The organism is Sphingobacterium olei, assembly GCF_005048855.1.
In the GTDB taxonomy this organism is placed as follows: Bacteria; Bacteroidota; Bacteroidia; order Sphingobacteriales; family Sphingobacteriaceae; genus Sphingobacterium; species Sphingobacterium olei.
In genome coordinates this window covers 986454-1000521 of the sequence record NZ_SUME01000001.1, presented here as the reverse complement: position 1 = coordinate 1000521, position 14068 = coordinate 986454, and the positions used below count along the sequence as shown (strand labels likewise).

Here is a 14068-nt window from a genome sequence, read left to right as displayed (position 1 = left end):
GTAATATTGTGTTTCCGAAGTTTAACACCTAAAATTAATGCAGGATTTTTGGATATATTTTCAATTGGGCTGGCAACATATTCTTGATTTGAACGGATACGATCACATTTTGTTTGTGTTGGTATTATGTTGTAGCTACGCCTTAAAAGATTGGAAACGTATTTTGTGGCTAGTGACAGCTTTTACAGTAGGGCATTCGCTAACGTTGACATTAGCAGTGTTCCATATCGTAAAAGTAAATGTTGTGTGGATAGAATTTCTGATCCCTATTACTATTTTATTTACGGCTTTGGCCAATATTTTCCGGTCAAATAAAGTAGGAAATGCTAGTCTTTTGTATACTATGACACTAGTTTTTGGCTTGGTACATGGCCTTGGTTTCTCTAATTATTTGCGCTCGTTGTTGGGGAAAGAAGCTAATATAGTATGGCCGTTGTTATCTTTTAATATAGGGCTGGAATTTGGGCAATTGATTATTGTTTTTGTCGTAATAGTATTAAGTACAATAATGATCAGTTTATTTAAAGTAAAGAAGAGAGACTGGAGTTTTTTTCTTTCTTCAGCTGTAGTAGGTATATCTTTCATGATGGCATTAGATCGTTTTCCTATATGAACTATTCAATTTTAAAGTATATTCTCACATGTTGTATAGTGGGATGGAGCGTGTTTCTACAGGCGCAGATATTCAATAACCCCGGTTCGAATCACGGTAATAAATTTGAACAATTGGGTACCTTAATTACAGATCCCAATATTTTTCGTACGGCATCTGGGGCTCCTGGCGCGATGTATTGGCAGCAGAAAGCGGATTATGTGATTGATGTTGATATAGATGATGAAAATCAGCTATTGAAAGGATCGGAAACCGTAACGTATTTTAATAATTCGCCAGATCCGTTATCGTATCTGTGGTTACAATTGGATGATAATGAGCATGCGGATGATGCGGAGAACAAGCGATTTGATGAAAGTTCGTTGCGTGCTCGAATGTCTGTCGAACAATTAAATAAATTAGTGCCTGCAGAAAAAGGCTATGGTGTAAATATAAAAAAAGTTGTTGATGCAGCTGGTAAGGAGCTTCCTTACACGATAAATTATACCATGATGCGCATCGATTTAATTATGCCGCTGAAACCGGGATCTAAATTTGTATTCAAAATTGATTGGGATCTTAAGATAAACAATAGGATAGAAGAAGGTGGAAGAGCAGGGTATGAGTACTTTGCCAAAGATGCCAATTACTTATATACGATAGCGCAATGGTATCCTCGGATGGCAGTTTATTCTGATTTTCAAGGGTGGCAAAATAAACAATTTACCGGAAGAGGGGAGTTTGCATTGGTGTTTGGCGATTACAAAGTGAATATCACCGTTCCTGCAGATCATATTGTCGGTTCTACTGGTGAATGTCAAAATTACCCAAATGTATTGACGGCGCAGCAACTTGCCCGATGGAGACAATCGCAAGTCGCGGACGAACCTATAGAAATAGTAACACTGGAAGAAGCAAGGGATGCAATGACGAAAAAATCCAAGGCGAAAAAGACGTGGATTTATGAAGCTAAGAATGTGCGTGATTTTGCATTCGTTTCTTCAAGACGACTGATATGGGATGCAATGAAGGTAAGAGAAGGTATTGAAAATAATCAACCCATGGCTATGTCGTATTATGGGCCAGAAGCGTACCCGCTTTATAGACGTTATTCAACGAAAGTAGTTGCACATACGCTAAAAGTCTATTCCAAATATACCATATCCTATCCTTATCCGGTGGCCATTTCGGTGGAGGCTGCCAACGGGATGGAATATCCAATGATCTGTTTCAACTATGGGCGTGCGGACGAATTTGGAACCTATTCAGAAGCCACGAAATACGGTATGATCGGTGTTATCATTCATGAAGTGGGCCATAATTTCTTTCCGATGATTGTGAATTCGGACGAACGTCAATGGACTTGGATGGATGAAGGATTAAATACGTTTGTGCAGTATCTGACTGAACAGGAATGGGAAAAAGATTACCCCTCTCGAAGAGGTCCGGCACATAAGATCACAGACTATATGAAGCTTCCGAAAGATCAATTGGAACCCATCATGACCAACTCTGAAAATATTGTTCAATTTGGCCCCAATGCCTATGCTAAACCCGCCACTGCGTTAAATATTTTAAGAGAAACGGTGATGGGCAGAACTTTATTTGATTTTGCTTTTAAGGAATATGCAAAAAGATGGGCATTCAAGCATCCAACTCCAGCTGATTTTTTCCGGACAATGGAAGATGCATCAGCCGTAGATCTGGACTGGTTTTGGAGAGGATGGTTTTTTGGAACAGATGCTGTAGATATTTCCTTAGATAACGTGGTATCCTATCGGATGAATTTTCATCCGGAAAAGATCCAGCAACAAAATAAAATGGAGTATGAGGAGGATCTAAATAATATCTCCCGACAACGCAATTTAGCCGAGCATATGGAATATTTGGTGGATAAAGATACCTCACTATTGGATTTCTACAATAAATGGGACAGATTTGAGGTGACACCAAAACAAAAGAAAGAATACGATGATTTTTATTCCAAATTGAGCAATCAAGAAAAGGAAATTGTAGATGGAAAAATTGCCTTCTATGAATTGACCTTCAGCAACCGGGGAGGTTTGGTGATGCCAATCATTGTAGAGTGGAATTATACAGACGGGACAAAGGAAATTGATAATGTACCGGCTTATATCTGGAGGAAGAACGAAAATCAAGTACAAAAGGTGTTTGCCAAGCGCAAAGATGTGAAATTTATCCGTATAGATCCTTATCGAGAAACAGCAGACGTGGATGAAAACAACAATACTTGGCCACGGCAATATCAATCCTCTAGGTTTGAGTTGTTTAGACAGCAGCAAAGCGCACGAGGCGAATCTGTCGGCGATAATCCGATGCGGGAGGCCCAAATACGGCAACAATAGTTTTCCTCTTTTAATGGCGACAATTTATTATATATCGCTCAGTTTAAATATATCTTTAACCCGGATACCCTTCTCGGTATGTTGCAGCGTACAGCATTCATTGACAGAGTCGTGTTCAAAAAAGAGGACGTATTCTCGATCCACAATCTCTTGCCAATAAGATTGTCGTTCCTGCATGGTAGTGAGTGGACGTACATCATAACTCATTACATAGGGAAGAGGGATATGTCCGACAGATGGCAATAGATCGGCCATATAAAGGATTGTTTGTCCCTTGTATTCGATTTGCGGCAACATCATGGATTCCGTGTGACCATTCGCTACGCGAATGGCAATATCTTTGTCGTACCGTTCATCTTCTTTCAGGAATTTTAGCTGACCACTTTCCTGTATTGGGAGGATATTTTCTTTCAAAAATGATGCTTTCTCCCTCGGATTAGGATTTAAGGCCCAGTTCCAATGTTTTTCGTTACTCCAATAATGGGCGTTTTTGAACCCAGGAACTAAGCGATCACCTTCGCGTTGTATAGCGCCCCCACAATGATCAAAATGGAGATGGGTCAACAGAATATCGGTAATGTCATCGCGGTGAAAACCGTATTTTGCTAACGATGAATCGATAGTATCGTCGCCATGTAAATAGTAATGGCTGAAGAATTTATCGTCCTGTTTGTCGCCAATTGCGGTATCTACTAACGTTAAGCGTTTGCCATCCTCAATCAACAATAAGCGATTTGCCCAGGTGCAGAGGTTTTTGTCGTCTGCGGGGTTAGACTTGTTCCAAATGGCTTTTGGAACGACGCCGAACATTGAGCCCCCATCTAATTTGAAAAATCCGGTATCTATGCTATATAATTTCATTGTCTAACATAATTTTTAATCCATTTACGAAAATCATCCAAGGCTACATTCTGGTTTTGGTGATCCCACGCCATGATAATTTGGGTATTTGTACCCAGAGAAGCCAAATCTACAAATTTAATAGCAAGATGGCTATATCCCGCTTGTACACTTTTTGGAACTATGGCAATTCCCGTGCGATAATGAACCAAATCTAAAATCGACTGTATTGTATTACATTCATGAGCTATATTCGGTGTAAATCCTAACCGATTACAGGTTTCTAAGAAACTAAGGTGATAGTTGGGCGCGTAATCGTTATTGTACGAAATAAATGTCTCGTGTCCCAATTGAGAGAATTCATTGATAAGAGGATAATCCTGTGGTAAAGCAAGTATGAAGGTATCATCAAACAATTTCTCTACTTTCAGTCGCTCGCTAAATATTGGTGCCCGGAGAATTCCTAAATCCAATTTTCCAGTTTCCAAAGCCAATCTCTGCATGTGCGATGGCATCTCATAGAGTTGAACCTGTAGATAGGGGAATGATTTTTTAATTTTTTGAAGCACTTCCGCTAAAACCGATTTTGGCGTGGAGCTGATATATCCCAAGCGGAAATTTCCGGTTTCAGCGTGATGAACTTGTATCACTTGTTGTTTCGTCCTTTCGAGTTGTTCCAAAAGTCTGTCGCATTCTCTTAAAAAATAAGCGCCAGCATCTGTTAGCGCAACTCTTTTATTGTTTCTTCTTAAAAGGAGCACACCTAGTTCTTCCTCAAGTTCTTTAATTTGGCGGGTCAAAGGAGGTTGTGATATAAACAGCTTTTTTGCTGCTTTTCCAAAATGCAATTCGTCTGCTACCGCCTTGAAATATCGGATATGACGTATCTCCATACTTAATAGGTATCAATAATTGACAAATATAGTATTTTTAATATATCGTTTAACGTAGTAGTTTTGAACAAACAATGTATTTATGGAGAACAAATCAACTTTAAAAGAAATAGAAGAACGATTCGATAAGGATGTCGTACGTTTTTCGAATATTGAAACAGGACAGGCTACCACATTGGATGCCGCATATAATATGGAATTGATTGCAGCAGGGATTTCCAAAGTATATCCCAAATTAGAGCGGGTATTGGATATTGGTTGTGGAGCGGGAAATTACGATATAAAATTGCTACAATACTGTTCTTCTTTAGATATCACGCTTGTCGATTTAAGTCTTTCGATGTTGGAAAAAGCAAAAGAGCGTATAGATGAAATCAATATTGGAGGAAAATCATCTATTTTAAAAGGTGATTTCAGAACTCTTGAATTGCCCGAATACCACTACGATGTCATTATAGCAACAGCAGTACTACATCACTTACGGGATGATGCTGACTGGGAGACAGCGTTTAAGAAATTATATACTTTGCTAAAACCAGGAGGAAGTATTTGGATCTTTGATCTGATCCATCAAGCAAACGTTGATTTGCAAACGCTGATCTACAACGAAAAATATGGGCAATATCTTACTGATCTGCAAAATGAAGATTATAGAGATCATGTGTTTGCTTATATTGAAAAAGAAGATTCACCACGATCGTTAATGTATCAATTGGATTTATTAAAAAGAGTTGGCTTTACAACTGTAGATATTTTACATAAAAATCTTTGCTTTGCAAGTTTTGTGGCGTTTAGATGAGATTGTTATCTGATAAATTGTTTATTCTAATTTTTTATAAATGATATACTTTATAAAAAAGAGGATTTTGGAATACTCCAGAATCCTCTAAATAATTTATTATAATAAAGGGAAATTTATTAAAAACTATAGACTAATGCTAAAGAGAATTGAGCAGCATTCTTTTTAGGTGTTACTAAGTCGTGTTTTAGAAATACTTGGCTATTGCTGTTGTCGAATATTATTTCTGGAATAAAAGCAAACCCATTGTGCTTGAAATTGCCCGATAATGTGAAAGAAGTGTAATCTTCTCCGTTGACATCCTCTACATCTTTTACTTTGAAATATTCCGGTGGACGCTGCCAACGGGATGGAATATCCAATGATCTGTTTCAACTATGTGCGTGCGGACGAATATGGAACCTATTCAGAGGCTGCTTGAGTAGCTATTAAGTCCAGTTATGGGTTGTTTATTCTAAATGATGCTACTTTTTCAATTATTGATATTTACTTTTTTTCGATCGGAACCCGATTGTTTGGCAATGAGATTAAATCTGCAACTCCTAAAAGGAATTTTTTTAGATTATATCGAAATTACATAGTTTTTTATTGTAAAATGAATTTACTTTTTTATTCTAATTGATATAATATATCAATTTATCAAAAATTCAATTGAATTTATATGTAATTTAGTATTATTAATGCTTTTTCTTTTAATATTTTTATGTTAAATGTTATTTTTTTATAAAAATTTTATTTTTTCTATTGTTTTATTGATTTTTTATTACAACATTTGTATGTATTGTTACATAAATATTAATTTTTAACCTTTTTTTTATTAAAAATCATTTAAATCTATGGAATTTTTTACAACAACCGTAATTAGTTTTGCTGATTATCTGAGTATAGGGAGTCTTTCCCCTGTGTTTTCGGTAATTATGCAAGAACCTACTGCAGAAGCGCAATCGATTTCAAGTGTTCTGCTCACAACGAATAACATTTGGATGATGCTGGCAACTGCTTTGGTGTTTATTATGCACTTGGGATTTGCTAGTGTTGAAGCTGGTTTTACACAATCAAAGAACACTGTTAATATTCTTTTTAAGAATACATTAACACCTGTCTTGGGAATCGTTACCTATGCACTTTTGGGATTTTCATTGATGTATCCCGGTGAGTTTAACGGTATTTTAGGGTTTGGCATGGATACCTGGGATACCATTTGGTTTAATTCGGGTTCAGCGGATGTGAGTGAGGGGTATGCAGACGGGGGATATACCTTCTGGACAGACTTTTTGTATCAGGCAATGTTTGCTGCAACCGCTGCAACAATAGTTTCGGGAGCGGTCGCAGAACGTATAAAGTTAGGAGCCTACCTGACGTTTACGTTGTTCTACGTAGGGATAGTGTATCCTATAATCGGTAGTTGGAAATGGGGTGGCGGCTTCCTTGATGAGCTTGGATTTGTTGATTTTGCAGGTTCTACTATTGTACACTCTGTAGGCGGGTGGGGAGCTCTAGTTGGAATTTGGTTGCTCGGGCCACGTATAGGCAAATACAACAACGGTAGCACTAGCGAGATCTCGGGATCTTCGGTTCCGTTGGCTACAATAGGCGTATTTCTTCTCTGGTTAGGCTGGTTTGGTTTTAACGGGGGCTCTGTACTATCTGCAGATCCGGGATTAACGTCACTAGTACTCGTTACCACTACTTTAGGCGCTTGTGGAGGTGCTATTGGAGGCCATTTCACCAGTATGATTGTAATGAAGCGTATCGATTTTGGTATGGTCTTGAATGGTATTCTGGCCGGTTTGGTCGGTGTTACCGCAGGGGCTGACATTATCACGCCTTTTGAAGCATTGTTCATTGGCGCTGTTGCCGGTGTATTGGTTGTATTCTCTGTCTTGTTATTGGATAAATTAAAGTTGGACGATTGTGTTGGCGCTGTATCTGTGCATTTAACCTGCGGAATTTGGGGCACATTGGCTACTGGTATTTTTGGTGAGGGGGCGTCATTTATGTCGCAACTTTATGGTGTATTAGCTTGTGGCGCAGCTGCTATAGTCGGTTCGTTTATCATTTTCTATATATTGAAAGTTACTATGGGACTCCGTGTCAGCGAAGAAGCTGAAAAACACGGATTGGATAGCGAAGAACATGGAATTAGAGGTTATACTATTCTAATCGAAGATTAATTACCTAATGTTATGAAAAAAGGAAAGAAAACCTGGGATAGTGAAGTTATCCCACGTTTTCTAACCTTGATTGTTTTATTGCTTGCCTTTAACTAAAAAACTAATCAATTAAAGTCAAGCGCTTTATTAAATATTGAAATTATGAAAAAAATTTTATTGTTAGCCAACTTTTTATTAGCTGCGGGATTTTTAGCGAATGCCCAGGAAAGTACTCCTCTCGAAATTACTGGGTATGGAGATGTATATTGGAAATACGATTTAGCCGATCAAGAAAATATCGGAACCTATTTCGCGAATAACCATAATTCCGTATCTTTAGGTATGCTTGGTCTCGGATTGAAAAAAACTACCGGCAAGGCGTCCTTCGTAGCTGAGCTGGCTTTTGGGCCAAGGGGACAATATTTAAGTATATTGAATGGTGACGGTAATGAAGGTAATGAAGGTAATTCTTTCCATATACAAAATTTATACGCGTCTTATGATTTTACAGAGAATTTTAATATGACCGCTGGATTTATGGGGACATTCGTTGGCTACGAAGTGATTTCGCCAGCTGCTAACTTTCATTATTCCACTTCATATTTATTCGGTGCAGGACCTTTTCAGAACGCAGGAATTAAAGCAACTTATGCATTTTCGGAAAAAGTATCTTTAATGGCCGGATTGTTTAATGACTGGAATGTTTATCAAGATTTTAACGGGATTTCGCATGTCGGCGCACAGTTAGCGGTTACGCCGGTAGATGGATTCAGCGCTTATCTCAACTTTTTGACTGGTTCATCCGATGGAAGCGACGAAAATTATAGTTCAGGGACGCTGTTCGATCTTGTAGCAGGCTATGATTTCTCTCCTAAGGTAAGTTTAGCATTGAATGCGGCGGATTATACATTTCAATCTGAAGGTGGTTATAGTGGTGTTGCATTGTATCCGAAATATAACATCACCGAGAACATTGGACTGGGCATTCGTGGGGAATACTTCAAAGAGAAAGATGTAGAAGATGTCGATGGTGCTCAATTCACTTCTTTTACCCTTTCCGGAAATTTGAAACATGGCGGTCTAACTTTCATTCCAGAAATACGTCTCGATAACAATAACAAATCGGGATTTGTAAAAAGTGATGGCATGACAGCAACGAAAAATGCATCCCAGGTTTCTCTAGCGTTAGTTTACGCTTTTTAATATCAAGAATACAGCCCTCTAGGAATAATAATAAACTTATTACTCCTAGAGGGTTTATTTCTTAAATTTAGTTTCTATTGCACTTTCAGAAGTTTTATCTTACTGCTTAGTAAGTCAATTTGTTCTCTTCGCACTTTAACAATACTTCCTCGATCGACGGGAGTAGTCGCTCATAATTATCTCATCATAATTTGCTTTTTTCGGTTTTCTTCTTTTATTAAAGATTACCGACTTAATCTGTCCCCAAATTACCTTTTAATAATCTGGAAAAATCTACATGAAATAAAGTATATTTGCGGTTTATTAGAAGGCAAGAACCTACATGAAGCATATACGCAATTTTTGTATTATAGCACATATTGACCACGGAAAGAGTACGCTGGCAGATAGACTATTAGAATTTACAAAGACCATCACCCAGAGGCAAGCGCAAGCACAACTATTGGATGACATGGATTTGGAAAGAGAACGTGGAATTACGATAAAAAGCCATGCCATCCAAATGGAATATATTAAGGACGGGCAGAATTATATTTTAAACCTCATTGACACTCCGGGCCACGTCGATTTTTCGTACGAAGTTTCCCGCTCCATCGCTGCCTGTGAAGGCGCGCTTTTGATTGTGGATGCAGCGCAAGGAATACAAGCACAGACTATATCAAATTTATATTTGGCTTTAGAACATGACCTCGAGATTATTCCTATCTTAAATAAGATGGATTTACCTGGTGCAATGCCAGAAGAGGTAAAAGACCAGATTGTAGAGTTGATCGGTGGACGAAGAGAAGACATTATTCCCGCATCAGGTAAAACCGGTATGGGGATTGAAGATATCCTAACCGCAATCATTGAACGAGTACCTGCTCCCGTAGGGGATGCCGATGGACCATTGCAAGCTTTAATCTTTGATTCTGTATTTAATTCTTTTCGGGGGATTATGGCTTATTTTAAAGTCGAGAATGGCGAAATACGCAAGGGAGATAAGGTGAAGTTTGTGGCTACCGGTAAAGAGTACGCGGCAGATGAAATTGGCACATTAAAGTTGTCGCAAGTTCCCAAAGATGTGATAAGGACCGGAGATGTAGGCTATATCATATCTGGAATAAAAGAAGCCCGCGAAGTAAAAGTTGGGGATACTATTACGCACAGAGATCGTCCGTGTACCACTGCGATACAAGGATTTGAAGAGGTAAAGCCTATGGTATTTGCGGGAATTTATCCTGTCGATACGGAGGATTACGAGGAATTACGTGAATCGATGCACCGATTACAACTCAATGATGCTTCATTGGTTTTCGAACCGGAGTCTTCTGCGGCACTTGGGTTTGGATTCCGTTGTGGATTCTTGGGTATGTTGCATATGGAAATTATCCAAGAGCGTCTGGAGCGTGAATTTAACATGACGGTTATCACGACCGTTCCTAACGTATCATATCGCGCATATTTAACGAAAGATAATGAAGAGGTGGTGGTTCACAACCCGTCGGATCTTCCAGATCCAAGTAAATTGGACGCAATAGAAGAGCCTTATATTAAAGCAAATATTATCACGAAGGCCGATTTTGTCGGCCCGGTAATGTCCCTTTGTATTCAAAAGAGAGGTACCATTATCAATCAATCCTATTTGACTTCGGACAGGGTAGAACTTGTATTTGAAATGCCAATGGGGGAGATTGTATTTGATTTTTACGACAAACTGAAAACGATTTCTAAAGGATATGCATCTTTTGATTACCATCAGATAGGATACCGTAAATCGGATTTGGTGAAACTGGACATTCGTTTGAATGATGAACCTGTAGATGCATTGTCGTCGTTAATTCACCGTAGTAATGCCTATGATTTTGGTAAAAAGATCTGTGAAAAGTTAAAAGAACTTTTGCCGCGCCAACAATTTGAGATTCGCATTCAAGCATCTATAGGTGCGAAGATAATTGCCAGGGAAACGATCTCTGCACTACGTAAAGACGTAACAGCGAAATGTTATGGTGGAGATATTTCCCGTAAACGCAAATTATTGGAAAAACAGAAAAAAGGTAAAAAGCGCATGCGTCAAGTTGGAAATGTAGAAATTCCACAATCGGCATTCATGGCAGTTTTAAAATTGGATTAATCTAACGTTGTCAACACTACAATTATAAGAGATGAAATTACTTAACGGAAAAGAAGTATCAGCTAAAATAAAAGAAGATATCAAGAAAGAGGCGGCGGAATTTACTGTTCAATCTGGGCGAAAACCTCATTTAGTCGCTATTCTTGTTGGAAATGATGGGGGGAGTGAAACCTATGTGGCCAGCAAAATGCGTAATTGCGAATTAGTAGGGTTTGAATCGACAAATATTCGTTATGAAGCGGATGTCACAGAAGAGGAACTGTTGGCTAAAATAGCCGAAATAAATAAAGATGACAGTATTGACGGCCTGATTGTACAGCTCCCGTTACCAAAACATATTGATCCTGAAAAAGTGACTGAAGCAATCGATTACAAGAAAGATGTCGATGGCTTTCATCCAATAAATTTAGGTCGCATGCAACGCAATCTACCTTGTTTTATTCCGGCTACTCCATATGGTGTTCTATTAATGTTGGACCATTATGGAATAGATACTTCTGGTAAGCATGCAGTTGTCGTTGGACGCAGTAATATTGTTGGTTCACCAATGAGTATCCTGTTGGCCCGAAATAGTAATCCAGGCAACTGTACGGTAACGCTTACACATAGCCGTACTAAAGATCTTAAAGCTGAAGTGTTAAGAGCTGATATCATTGTTGCTGCTATTGGGAAAAAGAATTTTGTGACAGCTGATATGGTTAAAGATGGAGCAATAGTGATAGATGTTGGTATTAATAGGGAGGACTCCACTGAAACAAAGTCAGGTTTTAAGCTTTATGGAGACGTTGACTTTGATGAAGTATCCAAAAAATCTTCATGGATTACACCCGTACCCGGAGGAGTTGGTTTGATGACGATTGTGGGGCTGTTAAAAAACACCTTAGAAGCAGCAAAGGGCACTATTTATAGTGGATAATCGAATGATCGCCTTGGCATAGAAATTGCGTGTTATTAGTCTTGAATTATAACTTATAAACTAAATTGAGGTAAAAATGAAAAGATTTGCATTATTAGCTTTTGTTGCCGGTGGACTGACTTTTTCGGCATGCAATAATCCGTCATCGGCGGATAGAAATCATGATGGCGATACTACTGTCGGGGAACATTTGGATCATACGTTGGAAACTATTGATGAACATGCAGCTCATGTGCATGCACAGACTGAAAAAGACCTTGCCGATGCTGAGGCAAAAGTAAACCAAGCTAAAGCGGATTTGGATGCTGCTGTAAAAAAAGGCGACAAAAAAGCGGAAGAGACGTCTCGGAAAGCGTTAGATGAAGCAAATACAGCTTGGGAGAGAACTAAAGCCGCTTTGGGAAGGGCTGCTGATGCGACCGGCAGGGGAATTGATATTGCTGTAGAAGCTACTAAGAGAGCGGCTGATAAAACAGGACAGGCAATCGATAAGGCAGTTGACAAAACGGGAGAAGCTGCTAATAAGGCAGCTAAAGAAGCGGAAAGAAAAGCTGAAAATTTGAAAGAAGCTCTAAAAAACTAGTATACTAAATTGTACTGGATTTTGTTATAGAAAGCGTCAACATATCTGTGTTGACGCTTTTATTTTAAATTCTGATATGGAAATACCAAATAAAAGGAAGATTGTAGATGCTTGTTTTGAACATGTGCAGAGTAGGATACAAGAAATCAATAAAGCTATAGATGATGCACAATATGCATTAACAGAAGAAACAAAAAGTAGTGCAGGAGATAAATACGAAACGAGTAGGGAAATGATTCAACAAGATCTTAACCGTTACCAGTCTCAATTGAAAAACGCGAATGCAGACAAAAATGTGCTTTTGCAAATGGACCCCGACTTCCATCATGAAGTAGTATTACTAGGTAGTGTCGTTACGACTGATAATGCTATTTATTTTCTATCCATTAGTATTGGTGCGGTTACCGTGTCCGGAGCATCAATATTTGTTGTTTCTCCAGCTTCTCCAATCGGTCAGATACTTTTAGAAAAAAAAGTTAATGATACCTTTGAGTTTAATCAAAAGAAAAATATTATTCTTCACGTACGATAATATAGCAATTAACCCAAGCATTTATTTTTAAAAACAATTTCTTATTTCAGGCGTTTTGGAAGAATAAAACTTGTGTAAATAATTAAACTTTGGGCATTATGAAATTTAAAAAAGCATTATCAGTAATCCTATTATCGGGAGTATTAACGGTTGGTACCATTTCTTGTACATCCAAAGTGTCCGATGCTGACCTAAAAGTAAAAGTGGAAACAGCTGTGGGCTCAAACCCCGATGTGATGGTAGAAGTTGAAGAAGGCGTTGTTACGTTATCGGGTACAGTAACTACAGAAGATGAAAAGAGGGTACTTGAAACATCTGCTAAATCAGCTGATAATAAGGCGATTAAGTCGGTTGTAAACAATATTGTGATCCGACCCATTGAAACAAACACCGATACAACAGATTTGGCAGCTAAGGTTATAGATGCTACAAAGGATTTTCCATCGGTGACAGCTACAGTGAATGATGGGGTAATTACCGTTACCGGGACTGTCGAGCAAACGCGTATTCAAACGTTAAAACAATCGTTAGATGCGCTTAATCCGAAAAAAGTGGATCTATCTGGAATTACAGTTAACTAATTTTTCATCTAAATAGCATAAATATTATGGCACTAATCGGTAAATATAAAGTACTCATAGATACCGCTCGGAGTTCCGGCATATCTGATTTGCAAGTAGCTGAACAAGAAGGTGTATTGCAGATACGGGGAATAGCTCCGAATGCTGATGTAAAAAACAAGCTCTGGGATATCTACAATCAAATCGATCCTAATTTTTTAACAGGTGATGTTGTCATGAATGTAGATGTTTCTACGGCTGTAGCAGGAAGTCAAGTGAGGGTGAAAACTGAGCGTTCTAACCTGAACATACGTAAAGGGCCGGGAACTGATCAACCCATATTAAGTAAGGCCGCAAAAGACGAAGTTATTACACTCATCAGTCGTGCAAATGATCAATGGTGGCTCGTACGCACGAAAGATGGTGAAGAAGGGTACGCGTATGCGCAATACCTAGAACCGTTGGGATAACTTGAAATGACTATAATAATATTAATTTTTGAAAGTCCTGTTATGGGA

General features: G+C 38.5%; 14 protein-coding genes. 11 read left to right on the top strand and 3 right to left on the bottom strand.

The annotated features are described in order from the left end of the window. Positions 1 to 37: 37 nt before the first annotated feature. On the top strand, positions 38 to 613 hold the full coding sequence (locus FAZ15_RS04330) for a HupE/UreJ family protein (RefSeq protein ID WP_136900056.1): 576 nt from the start codon (positions 38 to 40) through the stop codon (positions 611 to 613). Further along, complete coding sequence (locus FAZ15_RS04325; RefSeq protein WP_162304868.1) at positions 610 to 2958, top strand: M1 family metallopeptidase; 2349 nt, start codon at positions 610 to 612, stop codon at positions 2956 to 2958. Before FAZ15_RS04330 ends, FAZ15_RS04325 begins: the two co-directional genes overlap by 4 nt. Positions 2959 to 2985: 27 nt before the next feature. Here the strand turns inward: FAZ15_RS04325 and FAZ15_RS04320 are convergent, their stop codons facing one another. Together FAZ15_RS04320 and FAZ15_RS04315 are read right to left on the bottom strand one after the other, a co-directional pair. Further along, positions 2986 to 3819: an MBL fold metallo-hydrolase gene (locus tag FAZ15_RS04320; RefSeq protein ID WP_136900055.1), complete on the bottom strand. Its 834-nt coding sequence runs from the start codon at positions 3817 to 3819 to the stop codon at positions 2986 to 2988. Beyond that, the gene (locus tag FAZ15_RS04315) at positions 3816 to 4691 is read right to left on the bottom strand and encodes a LysR family transcriptional regulator (protein WP_136900054.1); all 876 of its coding nucleotides are present in this window, start codon (positions 4689 to 4691) and stop codon (positions 3816 to 3818) included. The genes FAZ15_RS04320 and FAZ15_RS04315 overlap by 4 nt, the downstream gene beginning before the upstream one ends. Before the next feature lie 82 nt (positions 4692 to 4773). Between FAZ15_RS04315 and FAZ15_RS04310 the strand changes: the two genes are divergently transcribed. Then, a complete protein-coding gene (locus tag FAZ15_RS04310) occupies positions 4774 to 5490 on the top strand; it encodes a class I SAM-dependent methyltransferase (RefSeq protein WP_136900053.1) in 717 nt (238 codons plus the stop codon). A 119-nt stretch (positions 5491 to 5609) separates the two neighbouring features. On the opposite strand, the gene FAZ15_RS04305 is transcribed toward FAZ15_RS04310, so the two are convergent. Further along, positions 5610 to 5852, bottom strand: a complete 243-nt coding sequence (locus FAZ15_RS04305) for an outer membrane beta-barrel protein (protein ID WP_136900052.1) — start codon at positions 5850 to 5852, stop codon at positions 5610 to 5612. Between the two features lie 474 nt (positions 5853 to 6326). Here FAZ15_RS04305 and FAZ15_RS04300 point away from each other — a divergent pair, with 474 nt between their 5' ends. The 8 genes from FAZ15_RS04300 (at position 6327) to FAZ15_RS04265 (ending at position 14020) form a co-directional block, all read left to right on the top strand. Then, positions 6327 to 7664: an ammonium transporter gene (locus FAZ15_RS04300; RefSeq protein ID WP_238387149.1), complete on the top strand. Its 1338-nt coding sequence runs from the start codon at positions 6327 to 6329 to the stop codon at positions 7662 to 7664. Positions 7665 to 7805: 141 nt separating this feature from the next. After that, positions 7806 to 8846, top strand: a complete 1041-nt coding sequence (locus FAZ15_RS04295) for an outer membrane beta-barrel protein (protein WP_136900051.1) — start codon at positions 7806 to 7808, stop codon at positions 8844 to 8846. Between the two features lie 322 nt (positions 8847 to 9168). After that, the gene (gene lepA, locus FAZ15_RS04290) at positions 9169 to 10959 is read left to right on the top strand and encodes a translation elongation factor 4 (RefSeq protein WP_136900050.1); all 1791 of its coding nucleotides are present in this window, start codon (positions 9169 to 9171) and stop codon (positions 10957 to 10959) included. A 31-nt stretch (positions 10960 to 10990) separates the two neighbouring features. Continuing rightward, positions 10991 to 11875, top strand: a complete 885-nt coding sequence (locus FAZ15_RS04285; protein ID WP_136900049.1) for a bifunctional 5,10-methylenetetrahydrofolate dehydrogenase/5,10-methenyltetrahydrofolate cyclohydrolase — start codon at positions 10991 to 10993, stop codon at positions 11873 to 11875. 76 nt (positions 11876 to 11951) lie between these two features. Next, complete coding sequence (locus tag FAZ15_RS04280; protein ID WP_136900048.1) at positions 11952 to 12458, top strand: hypothetical protein; 507 nt, start codon at positions 11952 to 11954, stop codon at positions 12456 to 12458. 76 nt (positions 12459 to 12534) lie between these two features. After that, positions 12535 to 12990 carry a GreA/GreB family elongation factor gene (locus FAZ15_RS04275; protein ID WP_136900047.1) on the top strand — a complete coding sequence of 152 codons (456 nt, stop codon included), beginning with the start codon at positions 12535 to 12537 and terminating at the stop codon, positions 12988 to 12990. Between the two features lie 98 nt (positions 12991 to 13088). Next, positions 13089 to 13571 carry a BON domain-containing protein gene (locus FAZ15_RS04270; protein WP_136900046.1) on the top strand — a complete coding sequence of 161 codons (483 nt, stop codon included), beginning with the start codon at positions 13089 to 13091 and terminating at the stop codon, positions 13569 to 13571. Positions 13572 to 13597: 26 nt separating this feature from the next. After that, a complete protein-coding gene (locus FAZ15_RS04265; RefSeq protein WP_136900045.1) occupies positions 13598 to 14020 on the top strand; it encodes an SH3 domain-containing protein in 423 nt (140 codons plus the stop codon). Positions 14021 to 14068: the final 48 nt, after the last annotated feature.

What these genes read in the sequence shown, in the direction of transcription:
- FAZ15_RS04330 (WP_136900056.1), top strand. Translation starts at nt 38, where the DNA reads ATGCAGGATTTTTGGATATATTTTCAATTGGGCTGGCAACATATTCTT.
- FAZ15_RS04325 (WP_162304868.1), top strand. Translation starts at nt 610, where the DNA reads ATGAACTATTCAATTTTAAAGTATATTCTCACATGTTGTATAGTGGGA.
- FAZ15_RS04320 (WP_136900055.1), bottom strand. Translation starts at nt 3,819, where the DNA reads ATGAAATTATATAGCATAGATACCGGATTTTTCAAATTAGATGGGGGC.
- FAZ15_RS04315 (WP_136900054.1), bottom strand. Translation starts at nt 4,691, where the DNA reads ATGGAGATACGTCATATCCGATATTTCAAGGCGGTAGCAGACGAATTG.
- FAZ15_RS04310 (WP_136900053.1), top strand. Translation starts at nt 4,774, where the DNA reads ATGGAGAACAAATCAACTTTAAAAGAAATAGAAGAACGATTCGATAAG.
- FAZ15_RS04300 (WP_238387149.1), top strand. Translation starts at nt 6,327, where the DNA reads ATGGAATTTTTTACAACAACCGTAATTAGTTTTGCTGATTATCTGAGT.
- FAZ15_RS04295 (WP_136900051.1), top strand. Translation starts at nt 7,806, where the DNA reads ATGAAAAAAATTTTATTGTTAGCCAACTTTTTATTAGCTGCGGGATTT.
- lepA (WP_136900050.1), top strand. Translation starts at nt 9,169, where the DNA reads ATGAAGCATATACGCAATTTTTGTATTATAGCACATATTGACCACGGA.
- FAZ15_RS04285 (WP_136900049.1), top strand. Translation starts at nt 10,991, where the DNA reads ATGAAATTACTTAACGGAAAAGAAGTATCAGCTAAAATAAAAGAAGAT.
- FAZ15_RS04280 (WP_136900048.1), top strand. Translation starts at nt 11,952, where the DNA reads ATGAAAAGATTTGCATTATTAGCTTTTGTTGCCGGTGGACTGACTTTT.
- FAZ15_RS04275 (WP_136900047.1), top strand. Translation starts at nt 12,535, where the DNA reads ATGGAAATACCAAATAAAAGGAAGATTGTAGATGCTTGTTTTGAACAT.
- FAZ15_RS04270 (WP_136900046.1), top strand. Translation starts at nt 13,089, where the DNA reads ATGAAATTTAAAAAAGCATTATCAGTAATCCTATTATCGGGAGTATTA.
- FAZ15_RS04265 (WP_136900045.1), top strand. Translation starts at nt 13,598, where the DNA reads ATGGCACTAATCGGTAAATATAAAGTACTCATAGATACCGCTCGGAGT.